Annotated in this window: 19 protein-coding genes; 18 read left to right on the top strand and 1 reads right to left on the bottom strand. The window is 57.6% G+C overall.

The annotated features are described in order from the left end of the window. The first annotated feature begins 134 nt into the window (after positions 1-134). The 7 genes from ACTHO6_RS07280 (at position 135) to cysC (ending at position 7,060) form a co-directional block, all read left to right on the top strand. Complete coding sequence (locus ACTHO6_RS07280; protein ID WP_440240856.1) at positions 135-947, top strand: sirohydrochlorin chelatase; 813 nt, start codon at positions 135-137, stop codon at positions 945-947. Further along, positions 913-2,529, top strand: a complete 1,617-nt coding sequence (locus tag ACTHO6_RS07275) for a nitrite/sulfite reductase (protein WP_440240855.1) — start codon at positions 913-915, stop codon at positions 2,527-2,529. Before ACTHO6_RS07280 ends, ACTHO6_RS07275 begins: the two co-directional genes overlap by 35 nt. 59 nt (positions 2,530-2,588) lie before the next feature. Beyond that, a complete protein-coding gene (locus ACTHO6_RS07270) occupies positions 2,589-2,831 on the top strand; it encodes a DUF3906 family protein (RefSeq protein ID WP_440240854.1) in 243 nt (80 codons plus the stop codon). Between the two features lie 51 nt (positions 2,832-2,882). Beyond that, positions 2,883-4,361 carry a uroporphyrinogen-III C-methyltransferase gene (cobA, locus tag ACTHO6_RS07265; RefSeq protein ID WP_440240853.1) on the top strand — a complete coding sequence of 493 codons (1,479 nt, stop codon included), beginning with the start codon at positions 2,883-2,885 and terminating at the stop codon, positions 4,359-4,361. Between the two features lie 121 nt (positions 4,362-4,482). Beyond that, positions 4,483-5,199, top strand: coding sequence for a phosphoadenylyl-sulfate reductase (locus ACTHO6_RS07260; protein ID WP_440240851.1), 717 nt, complete (start codon positions 4,483-4,485; stop codon positions 5,197-5,199). A 45-nt stretch (positions 5,200-5,244) separates the two neighbouring features. Continuing rightward, on the top strand, positions 5,245-6,387 hold the full coding sequence (gene sat / locus ACTHO6_RS07255; protein ID WP_440240850.1) for a sulfate adenylyltransferase: 1,143 nt from the start codon (positions 5,245-5,247) through the stop codon (positions 6,385-6,387). 43 nt (positions 6,388-6,430) lie between these two features. Further along, positions 6,431-7,060, top strand: a complete 630-nt coding sequence (gene cysC / locus ACTHO6_RS07250; RefSeq protein WP_440240849.1) for an adenylyl-sulfate kinase — start codon at positions 6,431-6,433, stop codon at positions 7,058-7,060. Between the two features lie 30 nt (positions 7,061-7,090). Here cysC and ACTHO6_RS07245 read toward each other — a convergent pair whose 3' ends face one another. Then, entirely contained in the window at positions 7,091-8,359 is a 1,269-nt protein-coding gene (locus ACTHO6_RS07245) for a hypothetical protein (protein ID WP_440240847.1), read from the bottom strand. A 174-nt stretch (positions 8,360-8,533) separates the two neighbouring features. Between ACTHO6_RS07245 and ACTHO6_RS07240 the strand changes: the two genes are divergently transcribed. The 11 genes from ACTHO6_RS07240 (at position 8,534) to ACTHO6_RS07190 (ending at position 22,076) form a co-directional block, all read left to right on the top strand. After that, complete coding sequence (locus tag ACTHO6_RS07240; RefSeq protein WP_440240846.1) at positions 8,534-11,611, top strand: DNA translocase FtsK; 3,078 nt, start codon at positions 8,534-8,536, stop codon at positions 11,609-11,611. A 193-nt stretch (positions 11,612-11,804) separates the two neighbouring features. Beyond that, positions 11,805-12,200, top strand: coding sequence for a hypothetical protein (locus ACTHO6_RS07235; protein ID WP_440240845.1), 396 nt, complete (start codon positions 11,805-11,807; stop codon positions 12,198-12,200). Between the two features lie 250 nt (positions 12,201-12,450). Continuing rightward, a complete protein-coding gene (locus ACTHO6_RS07230) occupies positions 12,451-13,434 on the top strand; it encodes an NAD-dependent epimerase (protein WP_440240844.1) in 984 nt (327 codons plus the stop codon). Further along, positions 13,427-14,707, top strand: a complete 1,281-nt coding sequence (locus ACTHO6_RS07225; RefSeq protein ID WP_440240842.1) for a nucleotide sugar dehydrogenase — start codon at positions 13,427-13,429, stop codon at positions 14,705-14,707. The genes ACTHO6_RS07230 and ACTHO6_RS07225 overlap by 8 nt, the downstream gene beginning before the upstream one ends. A gap of 40 nt (positions 14,708-14,747) precedes the next feature. Next, positions 14,748-16,646 carry a polysaccharide biosynthesis protein gene (locus ACTHO6_RS07220; RefSeq protein ID WP_440240840.1) on the top strand — a complete coding sequence of 633 codons (1,899 nt, stop codon included), beginning with the start codon at positions 14,748-14,750 and terminating at the stop codon, positions 16,644-16,646. A 5-nt stretch (positions 16,647-16,651) separates the two neighbouring features. Beyond that, the gene (locus ACTHO6_RS07215) at positions 16,652-17,719 is read left to right on the top strand and encodes an LCP family glycopolymer transferase (RefSeq protein ID WP_440240839.1); all 1,068 of its coding nucleotides are present in this window, start codon (positions 16,652-16,654) and stop codon (positions 17,717-17,719) included. After that, the gene (locus ACTHO6_RS07210) at positions 17,716-18,468 is read left to right on the top strand and encodes a YveK family protein (RefSeq protein ID WP_440240838.1); all 753 of its coding nucleotides are present in this window, start codon (positions 17,716-17,718) and stop codon (positions 18,466-18,468) included. Before ACTHO6_RS07215 ends, ACTHO6_RS07210 begins: the two co-directional genes overlap by 4 nt. After that, a complete protein-coding gene (locus tag ACTHO6_RS07205) occupies positions 18,449-19,138 on the top strand; it encodes a CpsD/CapB family tyrosine-protein kinase (RefSeq protein ID WP_440240836.1) in 690 nt (229 codons plus the stop codon). The genes ACTHO6_RS07210 and ACTHO6_RS07205 overlap by 20 nt, the downstream gene beginning before the upstream one ends. Positions 19,139-19,168: 30 nt before the next feature. After that, a complete protein-coding gene (locus ACTHO6_RS07200; RefSeq protein ID WP_440240835.1) occupies positions 19,169-20,572 on the top strand; it encodes a flippase in 1,404 nt (467 codons plus the stop codon). Between the two features lie 15 nt (positions 20,573-20,587). Beyond that, complete coding sequence (locus tag ACTHO6_RS07195; RefSeq protein ID WP_440240834.1) at positions 20,588-21,439, top strand: CDP-alcohol phosphatidyltransferase family protein; 852 nt, start codon at positions 20,588-20,590, stop codon at positions 21,437-21,439. Further along, positions 21,360-22,076 carry an NTP transferase domain-containing protein gene (locus ACTHO6_RS07190; RefSeq protein ID WP_440240833.1) on the top strand — a complete coding sequence of 239 codons (717 nt, stop codon included), beginning with the start codon at positions 21,360-21,362 and terminating at the stop codon, positions 22,074-22,076. The genes ACTHO6_RS07195 and ACTHO6_RS07190 overlap by 80 nt, the downstream gene beginning before the upstream one ends. Positions 22,077-22,082 lie beyond the last annotated feature (6 nt).

Here is a 22,082-nt window from a genome sequence, read left to right as displayed (position 1 = left end):
GTGCAAAATATCTTTTCATCAGGATTATTTTCAAGAAATTAGGAATTGATTATTGACGGAGAAAAACAACCCCTTTATAATTCCGAGTAAACATATATGATTTACAAATTAGGTTTGGATAAGGGGTTTATCCGATGGCAAAAACAGCGGCTTTGGTAATCGCTCATGGTTCACCCGATCCCGACTGGCTGCGTCTCGTCGAGTCGGCAGTCAGGCAGTGCCAGAGCGAGCTGCCGACTCGGGTAGCGTATTTGGGGGGAGTAGAGGGGCGAAGCATCCGTGACGAATGGCAGCGTCTGGAGGCATCCGGGGCGAAGCGGATTGTCGTCGTTCCGCTGTTTGCCTCGGCGGGGAGCAACCATGTGACAGAAATCCGCGCGATGCTCGGGCTGGAGCCGTGGCCCGCCTGGGAGACGGAGCAGGAGCGCATTCCTGTTCGCGCGAAGCTGCTCTGGTGTCCGCCGCTGGAAGATCATCCGCTGGTGGAGCAAATCGTTGGACAGCGCATTCTGGAGCTGTCGAGCGATCCACGCAAGGAAGCGCTGTTGCTCGTCGGCCACGGCAGCGACCTGCCGGGAGGCCAGAGGCGGTGGGAAAAGCTTCTGCGCCGCATGACCTTTCGCCTGCAAAACCGCTACGCCTTTCCCGCAGCCGGGTATGCGACACTGCGGCCGGACACGTTGCGGGAACAAGCGCTTTTGCTGGCGGAAAAAGGGGATGTCCTCGTGCTTCCTTTGTTCGTCAGTCAGGGGTACTTCACCCGCAAGGCGATTCCGGCAAGGCTGGCGGAGCTGTCGTACCGCTACAACGGCAGCGCCTATTTGCCTCACCCGCTGATCGCAGACTGGATTGCCCAATCCATTCGCACGGCACTTGCAACCGACCTCTTCACAAAAAGGAGCGTGTATGAGCATGGCAGAGAGAAAACAGTGGAAATGGGCAGATGATCCGTCCCTGAACAAAATGGAGCTGACCAAGCTGGAAAAAGACGGACTGGACGTCATCGAGACCATCATCAACACCTACTCCAAAGAAGGTTTCGAATCGATTGAACCTTCTGATATGGATCGCTTCAAGTGGGCGGGAGTCTATCAGCAACGTCCCAAAGATGGCCACTTCATGATGCGGGTGCGCATCCCCGGCGGAATCATGACAAGCGAGCAGGCGAGAGTGTTGGCAAAAATCGCCCAGGACTACGGCCGCGACCTCGTGGACGTGACGACGCGCCAGGCTGTCCAGTTTCACTGGCTGACGGTGGAGACGCTGGCAGATATTTTTGATCGGCTTGCTGCCGTGGGTCTTTCTTCGTTCGAAGCATGCGGCGACTGTCCGCGGCAGATCATGGGCAATCCGCTCGCCGGAATCGATCCGCACGAAGTGCTGGATACGCGCCCGATCGTAGCCGAGCTGGAAACGTTTTTCCTGCTCAATCGCGACTTTTCCAACCTGCCGCGCAAGTACAAAATGTCCATCTCCGCCAACATCTACAACGCTGCCCACGCGCAAATCAACGACCTCGCCTTTACTCCGGCCAAAAAGCTCATCGCGGGCGAGGACGTGATCGGGTTCCACGTCTGGGTGGGCGGGGGCCTGTCCGCGAAGCCGTACCTGGCAAAGCGGCTTGACGTGTTCGTCCGCCCGGAAGAGGTCGTCAAGGTGGCGGCGGGCGTCACAACCTTGTTCCGCGACTTCGGCTACCGACAGAAGCGGACACATGCCCGCCTGAAGTTTCTCGTGGCGGACTGGGGACCGGAGAAGTTCAAGGAAGAGCTGGTCAAGCTGGTCGGCGAGCTGGAAACGAGCGGAGAGGATTTGACGAAGGGCTGGAATGGCGGCTATTTTTACGGGCTGCACGAGCAACGTCAGCCCGGCTACTACTACGCGGGCCTGTCCGTTCCCGTGGGTCGGATGAACGCTGCGGAGCTGATCGAGCTGGCTCGCCTGGCCGATGAGTACGGGGATGGCACAATCGGCGCCTGCAACACGCAAAACGTCCTCATTCGCAACATCGCCAAGGAGAAAGTGGCGGCCTTCCGCCAGGAACCGCTGATTGTAAACCGCTTCAAACTCAAGCCGAATACCTTTGTCGGATACGCCGTTTCCTGCACGGGGATAGAGTATTGCAACCTGGCGCTCGTGGAGACCAAAGAACGGATGCGTTCGCTGGCCCAATATTTGGACGATACGGTTGAACTGGATACGCCGCTGCGCATTCACATGATCGGCTGCCCGAACTCGTGCGGACAGCGGCAGATTGCCGACATTGGCCTGCAAGGGGCAAAAGTCAAGACCCCGGCCGGAATGGTCGAGGCATTTGACATCCACGTGGGCGGGACGCTCGAAGAACCGCAATTCAACCGCAAGCTGAACGCGCGAGTGACCGTCGACAGGCTGGGAGCTTTTTTGGCGCAGCTGATTACGTTTTACAAGGAAGAGCGGCTGGAGGGAGAGGAGTACTGGCGATACGTTGAACGGGTCGGACTGGCACGCATTCAGGAACAGGTCGACAGCATTTTGCAAACGGCGTAAAGAAGCCAAAAGCCGGACAATATCGGATCACACCCGATCCAAGGAAAGGAGGGACTCCCATGGCAGAGGAACAAACCGAGAGCTACTTGTACAAACTGGAGGCCGTACTCGAAGAAGGGCGGCTCTTGACCGTGGTCGTGATTGCCAAAACAGATGAACGCGCCTTTTCGTCCGCGGAAAACAATCTGCTGCGGCACACCATCGCCCCGCCGAAAATCAAGGAGCTGAGCCTGGTGGAAAAAAAGCCGCTCGGGCGGCAGGGAGTCGGCTACGTAGTGGAAACCTCCCATTTCAGCCAGTGAGACGAGACAGCTTTTCGCCTGAGGGAAGGCAGCAAGGAGGATGAATCGACGATGAACGCTGGCAGAGTCTTGTTTGTAGGGGCTGGCCCTGGGGATCCGAAGCTGATTACCATTCGCGGGAGGGAGGCGCTCCAGCAGGCCGATGTCGTCGTGTACGACCGTCTGGCTAGCCCGCTGCTGCTCGCCCATGTCAAAAGGGGCGCCCGGCTGATTTACTGCGGCAAGGAAAGGGATCGCCATACACTGCCACAGGAAGAGATCAACCTCCTGTTGATCCAAGAAGCCCGGCGAGGAAAAATCGTGGTTCGCTTAAAAGGCGGGGACCCGAGCATGTTCGGGCGGGTAGGCGAGGAAGCACAGCTGTGCGCGGAGCATGGCGTGCCGTACGAAATCGTGCCGGGGATTACGTCGGGCATGGCGGCGCCGCTGTATGCGGGAATACCGCTGACGCACCGCGACTACAACTCCTCCGTTGCCTTTGTCACCGGGCATCTGTGCGACAAAAACGCCGGCAAAGAGCCGGATTGGGCAGCGCTGGCCCGAATGGAGACGCTTGTCATTTACATGGGCGTGAAAAATTTGCCGCACATCAAGGCGCAGCTTTTAGCCTGCGGAAAAAGCGAGGATACCCCGGTCGCACTCGTCAGATGGGGCACCGTGGGAGAGCAGCAGACATTGGTCGGGTCGCTTGGTACGATTGATCGCGATGTCGTGCAAGCGGGCTTTTCCGCCCCTGCCATCATCATCGTGGGCGAAGTGGTTCGGCTTCGCGGAGAGCTGAACTGGTTCGAATCGCGGCCGCTGTTTGGACAGCGGGTGGCAGTTGCTGCAAAGCCCGCAGCAGGCGCAAGCGACGCACTGGCGAGCAAGCTGGAACTGCTGGGCGCAGAAGTCGTTACGCTTCCGCTCGTGGAGCGTCCCTTGCTGGCGAGGGAGGCTTCTGCCTTTCCGGAAGATTTTGCGGCGTATGGCTGGGTCGTGCTCGACGATGAGCAGCAGGCGGCGGCTTTTCTCGCCGAACTGGGCAGACGGCGGTTTGATTTGCGGAGACTGACGTGCAAGCTCGCTGTGCGCGGGAAGCAGGCAGCTTTGTACCTGGAGAGCAGAGGGCTGTACCCGGAGCGCGTGTTCGATCATGCCACCTCTTCTGCCGCTTTGCATAGAGAGCTGGGGCGAAACGGGGAGCGGATTTTGTACGTATGCGCCCCAGCGGTGAATGTTCCTGCCCAGGCAGCAGTAGAGCTTTTGCATCTGCCGACGGGAGGCGTCCTGGAATGGGAGGAGGCGCATCCGGTCGCTCCCTGGATAAAAAAGCGAACCTTTGACTGGTTTGCTGCCGAGGGGGGAGAAGTCTTGCCTGCCCTGGCCGATTTTGCTGGAGCTGGCTGGGAACATGTGCCGCTTTTTTGCGCCGACGAAAGGACGCGCGAGGTGGCGAGGCAAATGGGGTGGCGCGTCGTTATCGCCGAAGATCTGGAAGGCTTTGTCCGAGGAATCCGGCCGCGAGAGCAACTCGCCAGCGCAACCTGAATCCGATAGTGGCGCGCTTCTTCCTTGCTTGTCGCGACAGATGGGCGACAGGAAGGCGGCGAGCGCGTCTTGCCGATCAGCGCAGGGAGAACCGTTCAACCTACGATCAAGGAGGGGGCATATGAGCCGGCTACATTACGATACGGCAACAGACGAGCAGCTTGCTGCCATCAACAAAAGTCTCGCCAAGGGAGATACCATGGACGTCATCAAGTGGGCCTACGAGACGTTTGCCGACGATTTGGTGTATTCGTGCAGCTTTGGGGCCGAAGCGATGGTGCTGCTCGACATGATAAGCGATGTGAAAAAAGACGCCCGCGTCACGTTTCTGGACACCCATCTGCATTTTCCCGAGACGTACGCATTGATCGAGAAAGTGCGTGCGCGCTACCCCGACTTGCAATTGACGATCAAGGAGCCATCGCTTTCTCTCGCCGAGCAGGCAGCGGAATACGGCGACGAGCTGTGGGCGACCAAGCCCGACCTGTGTTGCCATCTGCGCAAGGTACAGCCGATGGAAAGCGTGCTGAAAGGGACGGTAGCCTGGATGTCCGGGCTGCGCAGGGAACAGTCGGCGACGAGGGCGAACGTCCAGTTTGTCAATCGCGACGAGAAGTTTCAGTCGCTGAAAATTTGCCCGCTGATTCACTGGAAGGCAGAAGAGGTGTGGCAGTACATCCGAATGTTTGAATTGCCGTACAACGCCTTGCACGATCAAAGCTATCCGAGCATCGGCTGTGCGCCGTGCACCCGTCCGGTCCAGGCGGGCGAAGATGAGCGGGCGGGCCGCTGGGCGCATCTGGGCAAGACCGAGTGCGGGCTGCATCTCGCCAAGTAAGCGCGGAAGAAGAGAACAACGGATATGGATGAGGAGGGCTTGAATGTGAGTGGGAGCATCCCGCATGGAAACGTACTGGTCAATCGTTTTGATCCGACTGCCGACCTGTCCCGCGCGACGGGCGAGGTCGAGCTGGACGCTTTTGCGCTGTCGGACCTGGAGTTGATCGCCATTGGAGGATACAGTCCGATTACCGGATTTTTGGATCGCCGCGATTACGCGTCCGTAGTGGAGCGGATGAGACTGGCGGACGGCACCGTCTGGAGTCTCCCGATCACGCTCCCTGTTCCGGAGACCGTGGCAGGTGCTCTTCAGGTAGGAGACATCGTGCGTCTGGTCTATCAGGGAGAGGTGTACGGTCTTCTGGAAATTGCTGATCGTTACTCCCCGGACAAACGACAGGAAGCCCGGCTCGTGTACGGCACGGAGGACGAAAATCATCCGGGCGTGAAAAAGCTGCTGGAACGTCCCGATGTTTACCTCGGCGGGCCGATTACGCTGGTGAAGCGCCCGGACAAAGGCCCGTTTGCCGCCTACCATTTCGACCCTGCGGAGACGAGAGCTGCGTTTGCGGAAAAAGGCTGGAAGACAATCGTCGGCTTCCAAACGCGTAATCCCGTGCATCGGGCGCATGAATACATCCAGAAAGCGGCGCTGGAGATCGTCGATGGCCTGTTTTTGAATCCGCTGGTGGGCGAGACGAAGGCAGATGACATCCCGGCCGATGTACGGATGAACAGCTATCAGGTGCTATTGGAAAAATACTATCCGGCCGATCGGGTTAAGCTCGCTGTCTTCCCTGCCGCCATGCGCTATGCCGGGCCGCGCGAAGCCATTTTCCACGCCTTGGTGCGCAAAAACTACGGCTGCACCCACTTTATTGTTGGCAGAGATCACGCGGGCGTCGGCAACTATTACGGCACATACGACGCCCAACACATTTTCCGCCAGTTCCAGCCCGAGGAGCTTGGGATTACGCCGCTGTTTTTCGAGAACAGCTTTTATTGCTCGGTTTGCGGCAATATGGCATCGGCGAAAACGTGCCCGCACGGAGCCGAGCATCATGTCGCGCTGTCGGGAACGAAGGTGCGGGAAATGCTGGCGCGCGGAGAAGCGCCGCCTCCTGAATTCAGCCGTCCGGAAGTGGCGCGTGTGCTGATCGAAGGACTGCGGCCCCTCTCGGTGTAGCCGAGAAGCAGCGAATTTTCGGGAAAAAGAAGGGGGGACGCGCATGGCAAAGGAAGGAGCTGCCCACATCGTTTGGCACCCGACGACGGTGACCAAGGAAGATCGGCAGCGGCGAGCGGGACATCGAAGCTGCGTCCTATGGTTCACGGGACTGTCCGGTGCCGGAAAATCGACATTGGCCAATGCAGTCGAGCAGGAACTGAACCGGCGGGGCTTGGCCAGCTACGTGCTGGATGGGGACAACATCCGCCACGGCTTGAACAAAGGGCTTGGCTTCGGCGAAGAAGACCGCAAAGAAAACATCCGCCGCATCGGCGAGGTTGCCAAATTGTTCGTGGATGCAGGGGTGATTGTGCTGACGGCATTCATTTCGCCCTACCGCTCGGATCGCGAGCTGGCGCGCAGTCTGGTCGAGGCGGGGGAGTTTATCGAGGTGTATGTGAAATGCCCGCTGGAGGAGTGCGAGCGCCGGGATGTGAAGGGGTTGTACGAAAAAGCGCGGCGCGGGGAAATCGGGCAGTTTACCGGAATATCCGCCCCGTACGAGGAACCGATACAGCCGGAGCTTGTGATCGAGAGCAGCCGACAGACAATCGAGGATTCGGTTGCTGCCGTTCTGGCCTATCTGGAACAGGCGGGAATCCTCACCTATGAGAAAAAGCACGACGCGTAAAGGCGCCGTGCTTTTTTCTGTAGCCGGGAGTTAAGGAGTCGCTGCTTTTGCTTCCTCAGCCCGCTCGGCTTCCCATTCTTTTTGCCATTTCAGATTGTCCAGCAGGCTTTGTGCGAAGGGGCGCATGAAACCTTTGTCGCTGAAATGGTTGATCGCTTTTTCGTCCTTGTACAGGTCTTCTGGGGTCAGGCTCGCGTCTTTGGCCGGAACGTCGTACTTGGTCGCTTTTCCGAAGTTGTACGCGTATTGATCGGCGAACAGACCGATTGTCAACGGTTGTTTCATCTCGGGCGCCTGGAAGGTTACGCTCAGGTCGCTCTTTTGGTGGACAGGCATTTTGTCTTTGTCTACGTAGAAGTCGAGGTTCCAGGCGAGGTTGTGGAAGCCTTCTTTTTTCAGTTCTTCTACGATTTTTTCAGGCGTGTACACTTTGCCTGTTTCGTCCAGCCAAGCTTTTGCTTCTTTCAAGCCTTCGGTGATCGTTGCTTCGGCGTTGGCGCGTTTTTCTGCCTCGGTCGTTTTGCCCGTTTCCGGATACATTTCTTCGGTCAGGGAGTTGGTCAGAACCAGCATGTCGATCGCGAACGCTTTGACGTCCTGGCTCGCTACCGCGTCGTTGGCGGTGAAGAAGAACATTTTCACCAGTTCTTTGGTGTCGATCTTCACGGTTACGTGAGTCGCTTCTACTTTTTCGCCGTTTGGCAGCGTGACGGTTTCGATGCCGAGATTTTTCGCGTCAGCCAGCTTGTAGCCGTACTTGCCCACGTATTTTTTGATGAAGTCCAGCGTCAGCTGGTTCATTTTGTCCTGGTATTCCTTCAGCTTGGCAGGATTCACCTGATCGTCCCCGGTTGCGCCAGCGAAACCGCCGGGAGCGTTCGCATCGATCAGCAAGTACTTGCTGTCGAGCGGGGATTTGACGAGTACGTTGTCATCGCTGACGATCAGCTCGACAGACGCTTTTTTGTCGCCTGCCCAGAGCTTGTTGTCACGCAGTACCTTGTCATCGTTCACTTCCAGCTGAACTTTCGCATTTTTCAGATCGAGCTGGGAGCCTGTTACGGTCACGCCCGCCTTCAGGGCAGACAAAATGGCTTGTCCCTGTTTGTCCGGTGCGGTTTCGCCGAAAGCTTCCGGCAATTTGTCTACGTCGCCCGTCAGCTTCAAGGTTCCTTGGAAATCGTAGTTTGGTTTATCAATGGATGCCACAATAGAATCGCGCACCAGTGAAGCTTCACCGGCACATCCAGTGAGTACCAGCATCCCTGCAAGCAGCAGGGCGCTTCCTTTTTTCCACATGCTGTGTTCCTCCCCTATGTATTTGTTTTTGTTCCATGATCTAATAGTTATTACGTCGCAAGAGAACAAAAGGTTTCGCAAATACGGAAAAAAATCACAATCGGCCTAAATCGCTGCGCGTTTCGTGGTAAGATGAGAGGGAATAGATGGTGAGCAAAGAAAGGACGTTGCAGCATGTGGTTGTGGCTTCAAAATCTGTTGAAATTTTTTCAGGGCGAAGCGGAGCAGGAAGAGGTAATGGAAGGGCGTCCCGTGACGAGTCCGCCTGCAGGCCCCGCACCCCGTCAGCCCCAGGTGAAGACAAAAAGCATTTACCCGAGAGAGCGGGTAAATTCTCGCCATATAGACGATGTGCGTCCGCGCCGGGAGCGCCAGTTTCGCTTCCCTGTCGTGCCGGACGACTATTTGGAAAACAAGCGAAAAGAAAGAAGGAATCAGCAGGCAAGAGAGGAAGCGGAGGGGCGTGAGCGGGCAGCGGGTGCGCGGGAGACGCTTCGTCCGCGCGAGGAACGCGTGCCGGAAAAACAAGCGGAGCCATTCTTGGACAGAATGCCGACTGCTTCGGTCGAGTTCAAGCGGGACTATCGACGGCAGCCAGCCAGACAGGCGGAAAGCGTGCCCCGCAAGCCGCTGACACCGGAGGAAAAACAGGCGTACCGCCCGTCAGAGATCGTCTCGCCCGTTTACGGCAAAATCACCCCGGCGACGCGCGAAGCGGAACACCGTATCCACACGACAGGGGGAGTGGTGTATCCGCGGCTGGAGCAGGAAGAGCATTTGCAGCAGATCAAGCAGTGGGAGCAGGAAATCAGCGAAGGGTATTTCCCCGAGGACAAAGCGGCGGCACAAGATGAGGCCAGCGGCAAAGCGGCCCTGTCTACGGATGAAAAAGCGGGGAAAGACCACGAGCGGTTGGATCGCCCGATCCGGGCGTTTGGGCAGCAAGCGAACGTGCTGGCAGAAGCCGAAGCGCAGACGGCTGCTGCGACAACGGCGGAGGCAACGGCTATGACAACGGCGGAAGCAGCGCAGGAAGCGTTGGACGAGCCTGCGACGGAGCGCGTAGAGCCGGGGGACGCCGAGCAGGAGCGCGTCCGGCTGCGGCAGGAGGCAGAGGAAGCACAACCGGACGAAGCGCAACCGGATGAAGCCGTGCCAGTTCGCGGCGAGGAGCCAGCGTCTTCTGTTCAAGGCATGAGCGCGACAGCCGAAGCAGACGAAGGACGGGCAGCGACTGCTGTTGAAGCCGCGGAGGAGCCGCGTCGGGAAGAAGCGGTCGGCCCGGAGCAGGAAGCAGTGGAACCAGCAGACCTGACAGACACAACAGATCTAGCAGAAAACGAGCGAGCATCTGGCGAAACCGGCACCGATTTGCACGAAGCAAAGGCCGTCGAGGCGCGTCTTCCCTTCGCAGCAGCCGAGTCCTTGCCGGAAGCACGGCCAGAGACGGCGGCAATGGAGCAGCACGCCCAGCCAGTGGAGCAGCCGAATCAGCCAGGCCAACCAGAGAAAGAGCCAATGCTGGTCGCAGCGCTTGGCGAAATGGTCCGCACGGAGATCGAAGCAGGCATAACGGCTGCCTGCGAGCGCGTTCAGGACGGCGAGGCCGTCCAGCCAGCCGCTCCTTCCGGCAACGGCACAATCCGTCCGCTCGACGGCCCGAGCAACAGTGGCGATGTGTCCGTTTCCCCTGAGGCGGAAAAGGAACAGGAACAGGTGCCCGCCTCCCCAGACGACGTTCATCGTCTGCTGGCGCGCGCCATGCCAGAGGCCGCAAGCACGCCGAGCATTCTCGCCCCTCCTCGGCCAGAGCCAGCTCCCGAAGCGGACATCCAGGAGCCGCCGTATTGCCTGCCGACGCTCGCGCTGCTCAATCCCAGTCCGCCGGTAAGCGACGACGACGATGAACATACGCAGTTGCAAAAACTGCTTTTGGAAGAGACGTTATCTAACTTCAACGTCAGCGCGAGCGTCGTCGGCATCGTCAAAGGACCGTCTGTCACGCGCTTCGAGTTGCAGCCGGCCCCAGGGGTGAAGGTGAACAAGATTACCGGGCTGATCGACGATATCAAGCTGAATTTGGCGGCCAAGGACATTCGCATCGAGGCCCCGATTCCAGGCCGCAACGCGATCGGGATTGAGGTGCCGAACTTGACGAGCAGGCCCGTGCTGATCGAGAAAATCATCGGCTCGGAAAAATTCCAGCAGCATCCGTCGCCATTGGCTGTGGCGCTTGGCATGGACATCGGCGGCGAACCGATTATCGCCGATATCAAAAAAATGCCGCACGGCCTGATCGCAGGCTCGACCGGATCGGGGAAAAGCGTCTGCATCAACTCGATTATCGTCAGCCTGCTGTACAAGGCGACGCCGGAGCAAGTCCGCCTGCTGTTGATCGACCCGAAAATGGTCGAGCTGGCGCCATACAATCATTTGCCGCATCTCGTGACGCCGGTGGTGACGGAGGCCAAGCAGGCGACAGCGGCGCTGAAGTGGGCCGTCGAGGAAATGGAGAAGCGCTACGCTCTGTTCGTCGACGCGGGGGTACGGGATATCGACCGCTACAACCAGACGACAGACGACCAACTGCCGTATATCGTCATCGTCATCGACGAGTTGGCAGACCTGATGATGGTCTCTCCGCAGGACGTGGAGGACTGCATCATCCGCATCGCGCAAAAGGCACGCGCCTGCGGCATTCACTTGTTGCTCGCGACCCAGCGCCCGTCCGTGGACGTCATCACGGGCAATATCAAGGCAAACGTGCCGACGCGTCTGGCCTTTGCCGTCTTCTCCCAGGTCGACTCGCGCACGATTCTCGACCAGTCCGGGGCAGAGCGGTTGCTGGGCAGAGGGGACATGCTGTTTTTGGAGAGCGGCACGACGCCTGTGCGCTTGCAGGGGAACTTTGTGTCCGACGACGAGATCGAGAGAATCACGCAGACGATCAAGAAGCAGCGCAAGCCGGCGTATCTGTTCAGCAAGGAAGACCTGGAGCAGCAGGTCCAATCCTACGATGTGGGCGACGATCCGCTGTACATGGAGGCGCTCCTGTTTGTGGCCGAACAAGGTCAGGCTTCCGCATCCGGGTTGCAGCGCCGCTTCCGGGTCGGCTACAACCGCGCCGCGCGCCTGATCGAAATGATGGAGGCAGACGGCTATGTCGCCGGACAGAGCGGAGGCAAGGCGCGGGCGGTGCTGATTACCCGCGAGGACGCGCAAGCGTTAGTGGAAGGGACGACATTGCTGTAGCAAAAAAAACGAGAGAATCGCAGGAGCTTGCACAAAAGGGCAAGCTCCTGTTTGTTCTCATCCGGCCTGTGGCGAACAAATGGATTTATTTTTTGTTAATTCAACATTTTCTGTCGAATGAATTGCGTAACGATTCGCCAAGATAGTATGCTATAGGATAGAGGATGGCGATAGCTGGAAGGGGACCAAGACAATGAATCCGCTCGCAAAAAAGTATCAGCAAATCGATGACCAAATCGTGTTGTTCAATGAAGAGTATTACTTGAGCGTGGAGAAGCTCGATATTTCCTCCCTGACACAAGAAACGAGGGAAGCGCTGTTCAACCACCTCTACGATTTCGACAGCAACGATATGGAGCTGGAAATCGACGTGTCCGAGGAAGAGAAAGGGGTGTGGTACCTGCAATTGCTCGTGCCGCACGTGCTGACCTTGCCGGAAGCGGCGAAACGACGCATCGACCAAGGCGCGGCGCAGCTTGCCCAGCATCTGGCGGGACGGGTGGGAGCACTCGGTCAGGTACGTCTGCAAAACGACGAAATCTATGAATACGTGAAGCGGTACAATCCGGATTTGGAGCGGATCGCCTAACATCAGGCATCTCTTCTGCCCTGCGGGAAACCAGGGAGGAGGGATGTTTTTTTTCTTGGAGCAAGGCCGGGAAAGGCGGGTTCGCTTTTCGCGATCTTGGTTGTCGTGGCCAAAGCCATCGGCAAAGGGGGCTTTCGGCACGGGACCTCACCGCGCATCCCTGTCTGGGCAAGTCGTCCTGCGACCTCTTTCATCCTGCTGGCATATTTGTCCTAGAACCTCCGTATGAATAAGCAAAGAGGTGGGAGGTATGCCGATTTTAGTGACGGGCACGGCTGGATTCATCGGGTTTCACGTGGCGAAAAGACTTTTGGAAGGAGGAGAAGTCGTATGGGGGGTGGATAATTGCAACGGGTACTACGATCCCCGCTTGAAAGCCAAAAGGCTGGAAATGCTCCAGGCGTTCGACCAGTTCCGCTTCCATCAAGCGGATATAGCCGACGAGGAGACAATGGACGAGTTGTTTCGCAAAATTCAGCCGGAACGGGTCATCCATCTGGCGGCGCAGGCTGGCGTCCGCTACAGCCTGGAAAATCCTCATGCCTACACCTCCGCCAATATCACGGGCTTTTTGCACATCTTGGAAGGGTGTCGGCAGACGGGCGTCAAGCATTTGCTGTATGCTTCGTCAAGCTCTGTGTACGGGGGCAACAAGAAGCTGCCTTTTTGCGAGACGGATCGGGTCGATGAACCGAACAGCCTGTATGCCGCAACGAAAAAAGCCAACGAACTGATGGCGTACACGTACAGCCACCTGTACGGCATTCCTGCGACAGGACTGCGTTTTTTCACCGTGTACGGACCGTGGGGGCGCCCGGATATGGCGCTGTACACATTCACCAGGGCGATTTTGGCGGGGGAGCCTGTCCGCATCTACAACCACGGGAAAATGACGAGGGATTTTACGTACATTGACGATGTGGTGGAAGGAGTCTGCCGACTCATGGGACGGCTGCCACAGCCGCAGGACGGCAAAGCGCCCCACCAGGTGTTGAATATCGGCAATCATCAGCCTGTAGATCTGCTGCAATTCCTCTCGATTTTGGAACAAAAGCTGAACCGATCCGCCCATCGCCACTACATGCCCATTCAACCGGGGGACGTACCGGCTACGTTCGCCTCCGTCGATGCCTTGTATGCCGAAACAGGCTTTCGCCCCCAGACGCCGATCGAGGTAGGCATTGCCCGGTTTGTCGATTGGTATCTGGACTATTACGGTGACGCCCATGCGTAAAAAAGTGGGAGTCGTAGGACTTGGATATGTCGGATTGCCTGTTGCGGTTGCGTTTGGGCAAAAGGTACCTGTCATTGGGTACGATGTGGACCGGAAGCGAATCACCGCGCTGCAGGCAGGCTGGGACGAGACGGGAGAGCATACGGCGGAGGAGTTGGCGCGGACGAACGTCTCCTTCACGGATGATCCCGGCAAGCTGGCAGCGTGCGACTTCATTATCGTCACGGTGCCTACGCCTGTCGATAAGGCCAAGCGGCCCGATTTGAGGGCGCTGCTCTTCGCCTCGGAAACGGTCGGGACGTACATGCAGCCGGGGACAATTGTCGTCTATGAATCGACGGTGTATCCTGGCGCGACGGAAGAAGTGTGCGTGCCAGCGCTGGAGCGTTCGTCCGGAAAGCGTGCAGGCGAAGATTTTTTTGTCGGCTATTCTCCCGAGCGGATCAATCCGGGGGACAAGGAGCGCAAGCTCGCCCAGATTGTCAAGGTCGTCTCCGGCCAGAACCGTGCCATCTGCGACGAAATCGCAGAGATGTACGCGCTGGTAGTAGAGGCGGGGATTCATAAGGCGTCCTCCATCCAGGTCGCCGAAGCGGCCAAGGTGATCGAAAATACCCAACGCGACCTGAATATCGCCCTGATTAACGAGTTGGCGATCATTTTTGACCGATTGGGCATCGCGACTGCGGAAGTTCTGGAAGCGGCGGCAACCAAATGGAACTTCCTTCCGTTTGCGCCGGGGCTGGTCGGCGGCCATTGCATCGGCGTCGATCCGTACTATTTGACCTATAAAGCCGAGAGCGTGGGCTATCATCCGCAGGTCATCCTGGCGGGACGCCGCATCAACGATGGCATGGGAAAATTCGTCGCTACTTCCCTGGTCAAGCAGATGATCTGGCGTCATATCCCGATCCAGGGGTCGCGTGTGACGATTTTGGGGATGACCTTCAAGGAGAATGTTCCGGACATTCGCAATAGCCGGGTTATCGATATCGTCCACGAGCTGCGGGAATTCGGGGTCGAGGTGCAGGTAACGGACGATCTGGCAGATCCGGCGAAGGCATGGGCCGAGTACGGCATCAGGCTGATGGATTGGGAGGAGTTGCAGCCGGCCGACGCGTTGGTCCTGGCCGTTCCGCACGCGAGATACGTGCATCTGGGCTGGGGGGAGCTGACGTCTTTACTGCACGGGGGGCGCGGCGTGATTGCGGATGTAAAGAGCGTGCTGAATCAAAAAACATGCCCGTCTGACATCGTTGTCTGGCGCTTGTAAAGGCGCGACCAACGAATGCAGCGGCCTGGAGCGGATGAATATGAGCTACCGGAAGAGAAGATTCTGGTTAAGCTTATCGGACGCAGGGATTATCAGCATAGCGGTATGGCTGGCCTGCCTGGTTCGATTTGATTTTTCCCTTACCCAAGTAAGCGTTCATCAGCCGATCTATCTGATCTTCGGACATGTCCTGTTTGTTTTGGCGGGCATGCATCTGGCTGAGTTGTATCGTCCTGTCTACCGCTACGTCAGCGCAAACGAGCTTGTCTCGATCGTCAAGGCGACGAGCCTGTCCATCCTGGCGCTCAGCTTCTTTTTGAACAACCTGGGATCGTGGCTGTTTTTGCCCGCCCGCTTTCCGATCTCCCTGTTTTTGATTACGTGGACGTTCGTGCTGGCGGGGATCACCGGTTCTCGCTTCGTCTGGAAATGGTGGAAGGAGGAGCGGGAAAAAAGAAGCCAGGACCGCAGGCGGACGCTGATCGTCGGAGCGGGGAGCGCAGGCGTGCTGGTGGCGCGAGAGATGAGGCGGTCGCCTCTGTCGGAGCAGCGGCCGATCGCTTTCATTGATGACGAGCCGAGCAAGCAAAATTTGCGTGTGTACGGCTTGCCCGTCGTCGGCAAAAGAGAGGACATTCCCCGCGTCGTACAGCGGCAGGCCATCTCAGATATCGTCATCGCCATGCCGTCCGCTTCGCGGCAAACGATCCGGGACATTTTTGACCTATGCAAAACGACGAAAGCCAGCGTCAAAATTTTGCCGCACGTCTCGGATATTCTCAGCGGGAAAATCAGCATGAGCATGATTCGCAACATCAGGCTGGAGGATTTGCTGGGACGCGAGCCAGTGGAGATCAATCTGGAGGAAGTCACCGGCTACTTGCGGCAGCAGGTCGTTCTCGTCACAGGCGCAGGGGGATCGATCGGTTCGGAGCTATGCCGTCAGATCGCCCGCTTCGGCCCGGCGAAAATGCTTTTGCTCGGGAATGAGGAAAACGGCATTTTCGAAATCGGTCTGGAGGTCAAGCGGTTGTTTCCTGATTTGCAGACGATGAGCCTCATCGCGGATATTCGCGATCGGCAGCGAATAGCCGCGATCATGGGCGAGTACCGCCCGACCGTCATTTTTCATGCGGCTGCCCACAAGCATGTGCCGCTGATGGAGCAAAACCCGAGCGAGGCGTTGAAAAACAATGTGTTGGGAACGAAAAATGTCGCGGAGTGCGCACTGGAAATAGAAGCGAAGCATTTCATCCTGATTTCGACCGACAAGGCGGTGAACCCGACTTCCGTGATGGGCGCCACCAAGCGCATCGCCGAGCTGCTGATCCAGGGCTACAACCGCTTGGGACCTACCCGCTTTGCTGCCGTTCGCTTCGGCAACGTGCTGGGGAGCCGGGGGAGTGTCGTCCCGCTTTTTCTCGAGCAGATTCGGGCGGGCGGTCCGGTGACGATTACGCATCCGGACATGGAACGGTTTTTCATGACGATTCCGGAAGCGGCCCAGCTGGTGATTCAGGCGGGCGCGCTGGCCCGTGGCGGTGAGGTTTTCGTGCTCGACATGGGCAAACCCGTCAGGATCGTGGATATGGCGATGGATCTGATCCGGCTGGCAGGTCTGGAGCCGGAAAAGGATATTCCGGTCGTCTACACGGGGATTCGTTCCGGCGAAAAGCTGTCCGAAGAGCTGTTCACGGCGGAAGAAGGGTTGACTTCAACCTGCCACGACCGAATTTTCATCGGCAAGCCGCTCGACTTTTCCTGGAGCGAGCTGTTGACGGCCATATCCCGGCTGGAGCAGCTTGCGACAAAGGGCGGGATGCTTGAGGACGATGGTGTCATCATGAAAATGTTACAAGGAATCATTCCGAATTACCAGTCTTCTGCCCAGCCTCAGCCGGAAAATCAGCCAGTGCCGTACTCGATCGCGACAGGATGATGGAGATGACGAGGAAGGAGAGGGCAGCCAGGAAAAAGAAGCGGAGCCGTCTTTTGCTGATCGGAGGGCTGGCTTGTCTGCTCGGACTGGGGGGATACGCGGCTTCTATCTACGTGTCGCTGCAAGCGACGGCCAAAAGCATGTACGTCCCGATCCGCACGCAAAAGTCGCTGGCGTCCTCGGCGCTCCCGGCATCGTCCGGGCAGCCGCCGCTAAACAAGCAGGAACTGTCCTCGCTTCCGCAGCAGGAGCCAGTGCCAGCGGAAGCGCAGGAGCCGCTCACGGTGCTGCTGCTCGGAATTGATGAGCGGGAAAACGACAAAGGACGCTCGGATGTCATTCTCGTGCTGACGATCAATCCGCAGGCAAAGTCGGCGCTTCTGGTCAGCATCCCGCGGGATACGCGCACGCTGATCGCCGGGACGCAGAAGATGGATAAGATCAATCATGCGTACGCTTTCGGCGGGATCCAGCAGGCAGTGGACACGGTCGAGCAATTCATCGCGGCGCCCGTCGACTATGTGGTGGCAGCGAATATGGAAGGATTTGCCGGGATCGTGGATTCGGTGGGCGGAGTAGACGTCGAGAACCCGTTTGCCTTCACCTACGCAGACTACCACTTCCCGCTCGGCCCCATCCATTTGGACGGCAAGCAGGCGCTCGTCTATGCGCGCATGCGCTACGAGGACCCGCGCGGCGATCTCGGCCGAAACGAGCGGCAGCAGCTGATTTTGAAAGCGTTGATGCAAAAGAAGGCGGCTTTGGCGTCTCCCGCCACGTTGAACGGAGTGCTGGAAACGATGGCCAAATACGTGAAGACGAACATGACGTTTGCCGACATGCAAAGGCTGGTTCAAGGCTACAGTGCGGCCGTATCGAGCGTAGAGACGATCCGGCTGGAAGGAAAGGGTCAACTCGTCAACGGAATCTACTACTTTCTCGTCAGTCCGGAAGAGCGAACAAAGCTGATCGACCAGCTGTCCGCCTTTCGCCAGCTGACAAAAGCCCGCCCACCGTCTACAGCCGAATCAAGCGAGTGGCAGTCTGGAGGGGCGAAGGGGGGAACAAAATGAATGAAACCGTGAATCTGCGGGAAATCTTGCTGGTCTTGTCCAAACGCTGGGGCGTGATTCTGCTGGTTACCTCCCTGTTTACCGTCGGCACGGCACTCATCAGCTTCTTTCTGTTGACGCCGATGTATCAGGCCAAGACGGAAATTTTGGTGAATCGCTCCTTGCAGGCGGAGGGGGACGGGGGCTTGTCGGCAGCCGAGATTGATTCCAACCTGAAGCTGATCGAAACCTACCGGGTCATCATGGAAAGTCCGCGGGTGATGGAGCGGGTCGTAGAAGCAATCGGACCAGGGGCGAGCATGGAAGCGCTGCTGCTGCACACACAGGTAGAGGCGGTCAAGGATTCGCAGGTGATTTCCATTACGGTGGAAGACCCCGATCAAGCGAGAGCGGTGCGGATCGCCAATACGATTGCCGCGATCTTTCAGGAAGAAGTCGTCCAAATGCTTGGCATGAACAACGTGCATATTCTCGCAGAGGCGCGTCATAATCCGGCGGCCCTGCCTGTCAGTCCCAAGCCGCTGTTGAACGCGGTCATCGGCTTCGTGCTCGGGCTGGCTTCTTCCCTGGGAGTCGTGTTTTTCATGGAGCAGCTCGATACCCGGCTGCGTTCGGAAAAGGAAGTGGAGGCGTATTTGGGATTGCCTGTGCTGGCCACGATTGCCGTCATGGACAAAAAGACGAAAAAGCATTTTCGGCAAAAAAGAGGGAAGGAGGGGAGAGGCGAGTATGAGAAGGCAGAAGCGTGACGATCGTTATCAAAAGCTGATTGCGCATTGGGAGCCGTTCTCCCCGCTGGCTGAGGGCTACCGGACCTTGAAGCTCAACCTTGCCTTTTCCGCGCAAGGCCAGAAGCTGCAGACGATTTTGGTGAGCAGTCCAGGGGCGTCAGAAGGGAAGACGGTGACAGCGGCCAACCTGTCGCTGATGCTGGCAAAGGATCAGCGCAAGACGGTACTGATCGATTGTGACCTGCGCAATCCCCGGATCCACTTCACCTTTGAGCTGCCGAATTTGTACGGAGTCAGCTCGTATCTGAACGGCATGTGCCCGTTTTCCGCGATTGTCCAGGAATCCGGGGTGCCCTACCTGTCCATTGTGACAGCAGGACCGCTTCCGCAAAGTCCGGCTGAGCTATTAGGCACCCCGCGCCTGCCGGAATTGCTGGAACAGCTGCGCAACCATTTCGATGTAGTGGTCGTGGACAGTCCGCCGCTCATCGTGAGCGACGCGATGCTGCTGGCCGGAAAAACGGATGGGTGCGTGCTCGTGGTAGACGCCAGCAAGACGAAGCGGGACGCGGCCGTTCGCGCAGTCGACCAGCTGAAAACGGCTGGCGCCAACCTGCTCGGGGTCGTGCTCAACAACAAAAAGCTGGGGAAGCGGGAAAGTTATTACGGGTATGGGTATAGGGAATAGTCCAGCCGGAAACGGGAGCGATTGGTGCCTATGAATGCACGTAAATTCGTCTGGCACAAGCAACTGGTCAAGGTGCGCTACAACCGGGATGTACGTGAAGTGCTGCACGGTTCCGCGATTACGTTTTTGTTTCGTCTGTTCGGCTTCGTCCTGCTCTATACGCTACAGCTGTTGATTGCAAGGGAATACGGGCCGGGCAATCTGGGCGTCTATTCGCTTGCGATCACCTTGCTCAATATCGGGATGGTGCTGGCTTTGTTTGGCACCGACACGGCGATGCTTCGTCTCATGGCCGAGTATCGCGCGCAAGGAGCGCTTTCGCGAATGCGGCAACTGTTCAGCAAGGTGGCGCTTTGGACGTTTTTGCCCTCCCTTCTGTTGGCCGGGCTGGTTTATGTATGGGCGGACCCCATCTCCCGCTTCGTGTTTGCAAAAGAGCTGCCCGCCGAAACACTCCGGGTCATCGCCTGGATGCTGCCGTTTGTCTCGCTCGCCAGACTGTGCGCCTCGGCATTTCGCGCGCTGCACCGCGTGACCGCTTCCGTGATCGTCGACACCGTCGGCATGCGCTTTTTGCACCTCCTGTTTCTCCTTGTCGCTCTGCCCTTGTTCGCTCCGACCTCACAGCTTCTGATCGGCTCGCTCGCAGCAGCCGTCATGTTGAATACGTTGTTCGGCATGGGGAAGTGGTATGGTCTCTTCCGGGATAGGCGGACGGACTTACAGCCGCCTGAGCAGAGCGAAGGAGCGGCCATCAGCTTTCGCACGCTTTGCACGCTGGCATTCCCGATGTATTTAAGCGCTTCCATGGAGCTTTTGATGAGCTGGACAGACACGATTATGCTGGGAATTTTTACAGATGCAAAGACAGTCGGGGTCTACAGTGTCGTCCTTCGCCTCTCGATGGTGACGAGCTTCGCGCTTATTTCGATCAACACGATGCTTTCTCCGAAATTTTCCGAGATCTACGCGCGGGGCGATCTGGACGGGTTGAGAAAGATGATTGCCTTTGCCAATCGGCTCATTTTCTTCGCATCTGCGCCGCTCAATTTGCTCGTCGCCATTTTCGCCGAGCCGCTGCTCTCGTTGTTTGGCGAAGAGTTCGCCGCAAGCAGTCTGATCCTGGTCATCCTGTGTCTGGGACAGTTCATCAACGTAGCCTCGGGCAGCGTCATCCCCCTCTTGACCATGACCGGTCACCAGAAAACAGCGCGCAATATTCTCGTTTTTTCCGCTCTGTTGAATGTGGGCGGTAACAGCCTGCTGATTCCCTGGTTCGGCCTTGCGGGAGCAGCCATCGCCACCGCGATTAGCGTAAGCTGTCGGGATATTTGCGCTTCATATTGGGCTTACCGGTATTTCGGGTTTCGCACGTGGTATATTCCGTTCTTCTCTGAAAAACCAGTTCGTCTCGCTGCGAAGACGAGGTCATGAAGAAGGGGGCTTACGGTGAAAGAAGACTTGTATCCGAGCATGTTGTGGGACAGCGAGGAAGTTCGGAAGTCCCGGATTCAGGTGCAAAAGCCATGGGAGCGAGAGGAATTTTGGTCGTTTTATTTCTCCAGGCGGATTTCCATTTACGTGAGCCTGTTTCTGGCGAAAAAGCAGCGAATCTCGCCGAACGCCATTACGCTGGCAGGAATCGCTGCCGGTCTGATCGCTGCTGCGGCCTTCCTGTACGGATCGGCGACTTCCTTTGTCATCGGTTGTTTTTTCTACCAAATGTGCTATCTCGCCGATTGTGTGGACGGCGAAGTCGCCCGCATGAAAAAGCAAAGCAGCGCAGGCGGCGTCTGGTTGGATATCGGGCTGAACTACGCGCTGTATCTCGTCTCGTTTTGCGTGATCTACGGGGTTTCCAAGAGTCAGCCGACACTCGGTCCCTATCTGATCTATTTGATCCTGGTGACGATTTTTGCGGAAATTTTGGCGACGAACGGCTCGGATCTCGCATTCGGTCAGGGGAGAATCTCGCGCGAAACCGTCTCCATGCGCAAGCGCAGCAAGTGGGTCGATGCCGGCGTCTTTCTATTTTTCACCCAGACAGGTTTCCAAAGCGGAGTGCTGATTGCGGCCATGCTGTGGGCACTAAGCGGGCAGCACCAGGTTCTCGTTTGGTGGACCGACTATCACCTGCTGGTGGGACTCCTCAGGGCGCTTTACAAGCTGAAGCTGAACGTCAAATACGTCACGGCATCGAGGCAAGAGGGAGGGGAAGCCAATGAAAGCGTTGCTCATGGCGGCGGGACTCGGATCGCGGATCAGCGGGCACATCGACGGGAGTCCCAAGTGCACGATTGAGGTCGGGAACAAGGCGTTGATCGTCAATACGATTGAGGAGTTGCAGCGAAGCGGAATCGACGAGATCGCCATCGTGGTCGGGTATCGCGCTCCGGTCATTACCCGGTTGCTTTGCAGTAAGCCCATTCGCTTTTTCTACAATCCGTTTTACGACCGTACCAACAGCATCGCCTCGCTGTGGTTCGCTCGCGAGTTTCTTACGGGCAGCGACTGTCTTTTGCTCAACGCAGACGTGTATTTTGAACAAAAGGTGCTGGATGTGGTCATGCAGGAGCAAAGAAGTCCGGTGATGTTCGCGGACCCTTCGCGACGAAGAGAGGGCGATTACAAATTCGGCTATGAAAATGGCTTGCTGCGCAAGCATGGCAAAGAGCTGTCCCTGGAGGAAACGACAGGCGAGTACGTCGGAATCGCCCGGCTGCATCAGGAGTTTGTGCCGCTTTTTCAGGAGCGGCTGCAAAGTCTGATCGAGCAGCAACAGCACGATTTATGGTGGGAAAACGTGCTGTACTCGTTCCTGGGCGAACAAGAGGTGCATGTCGCGCCCATTCCGCCGGGGCTGTTTTGGGCAGAGGTCGATACATGGGAGGATTACCAGCGGATTCTTCAATTCACGAATGATCCAGCCCATACGTGAGGGGGG

The organism is Brevibacillus sp. SAFN-007a, assembly GCF_051967035.1.
Lineage (GTDB): Bacteria > Bacillota > Bacilli > Brevibacillales > Brevibacillaceae > Brevibacillus.
This window is presented reverse-complemented; position numbering and strand designations above follow the sequence as displayed.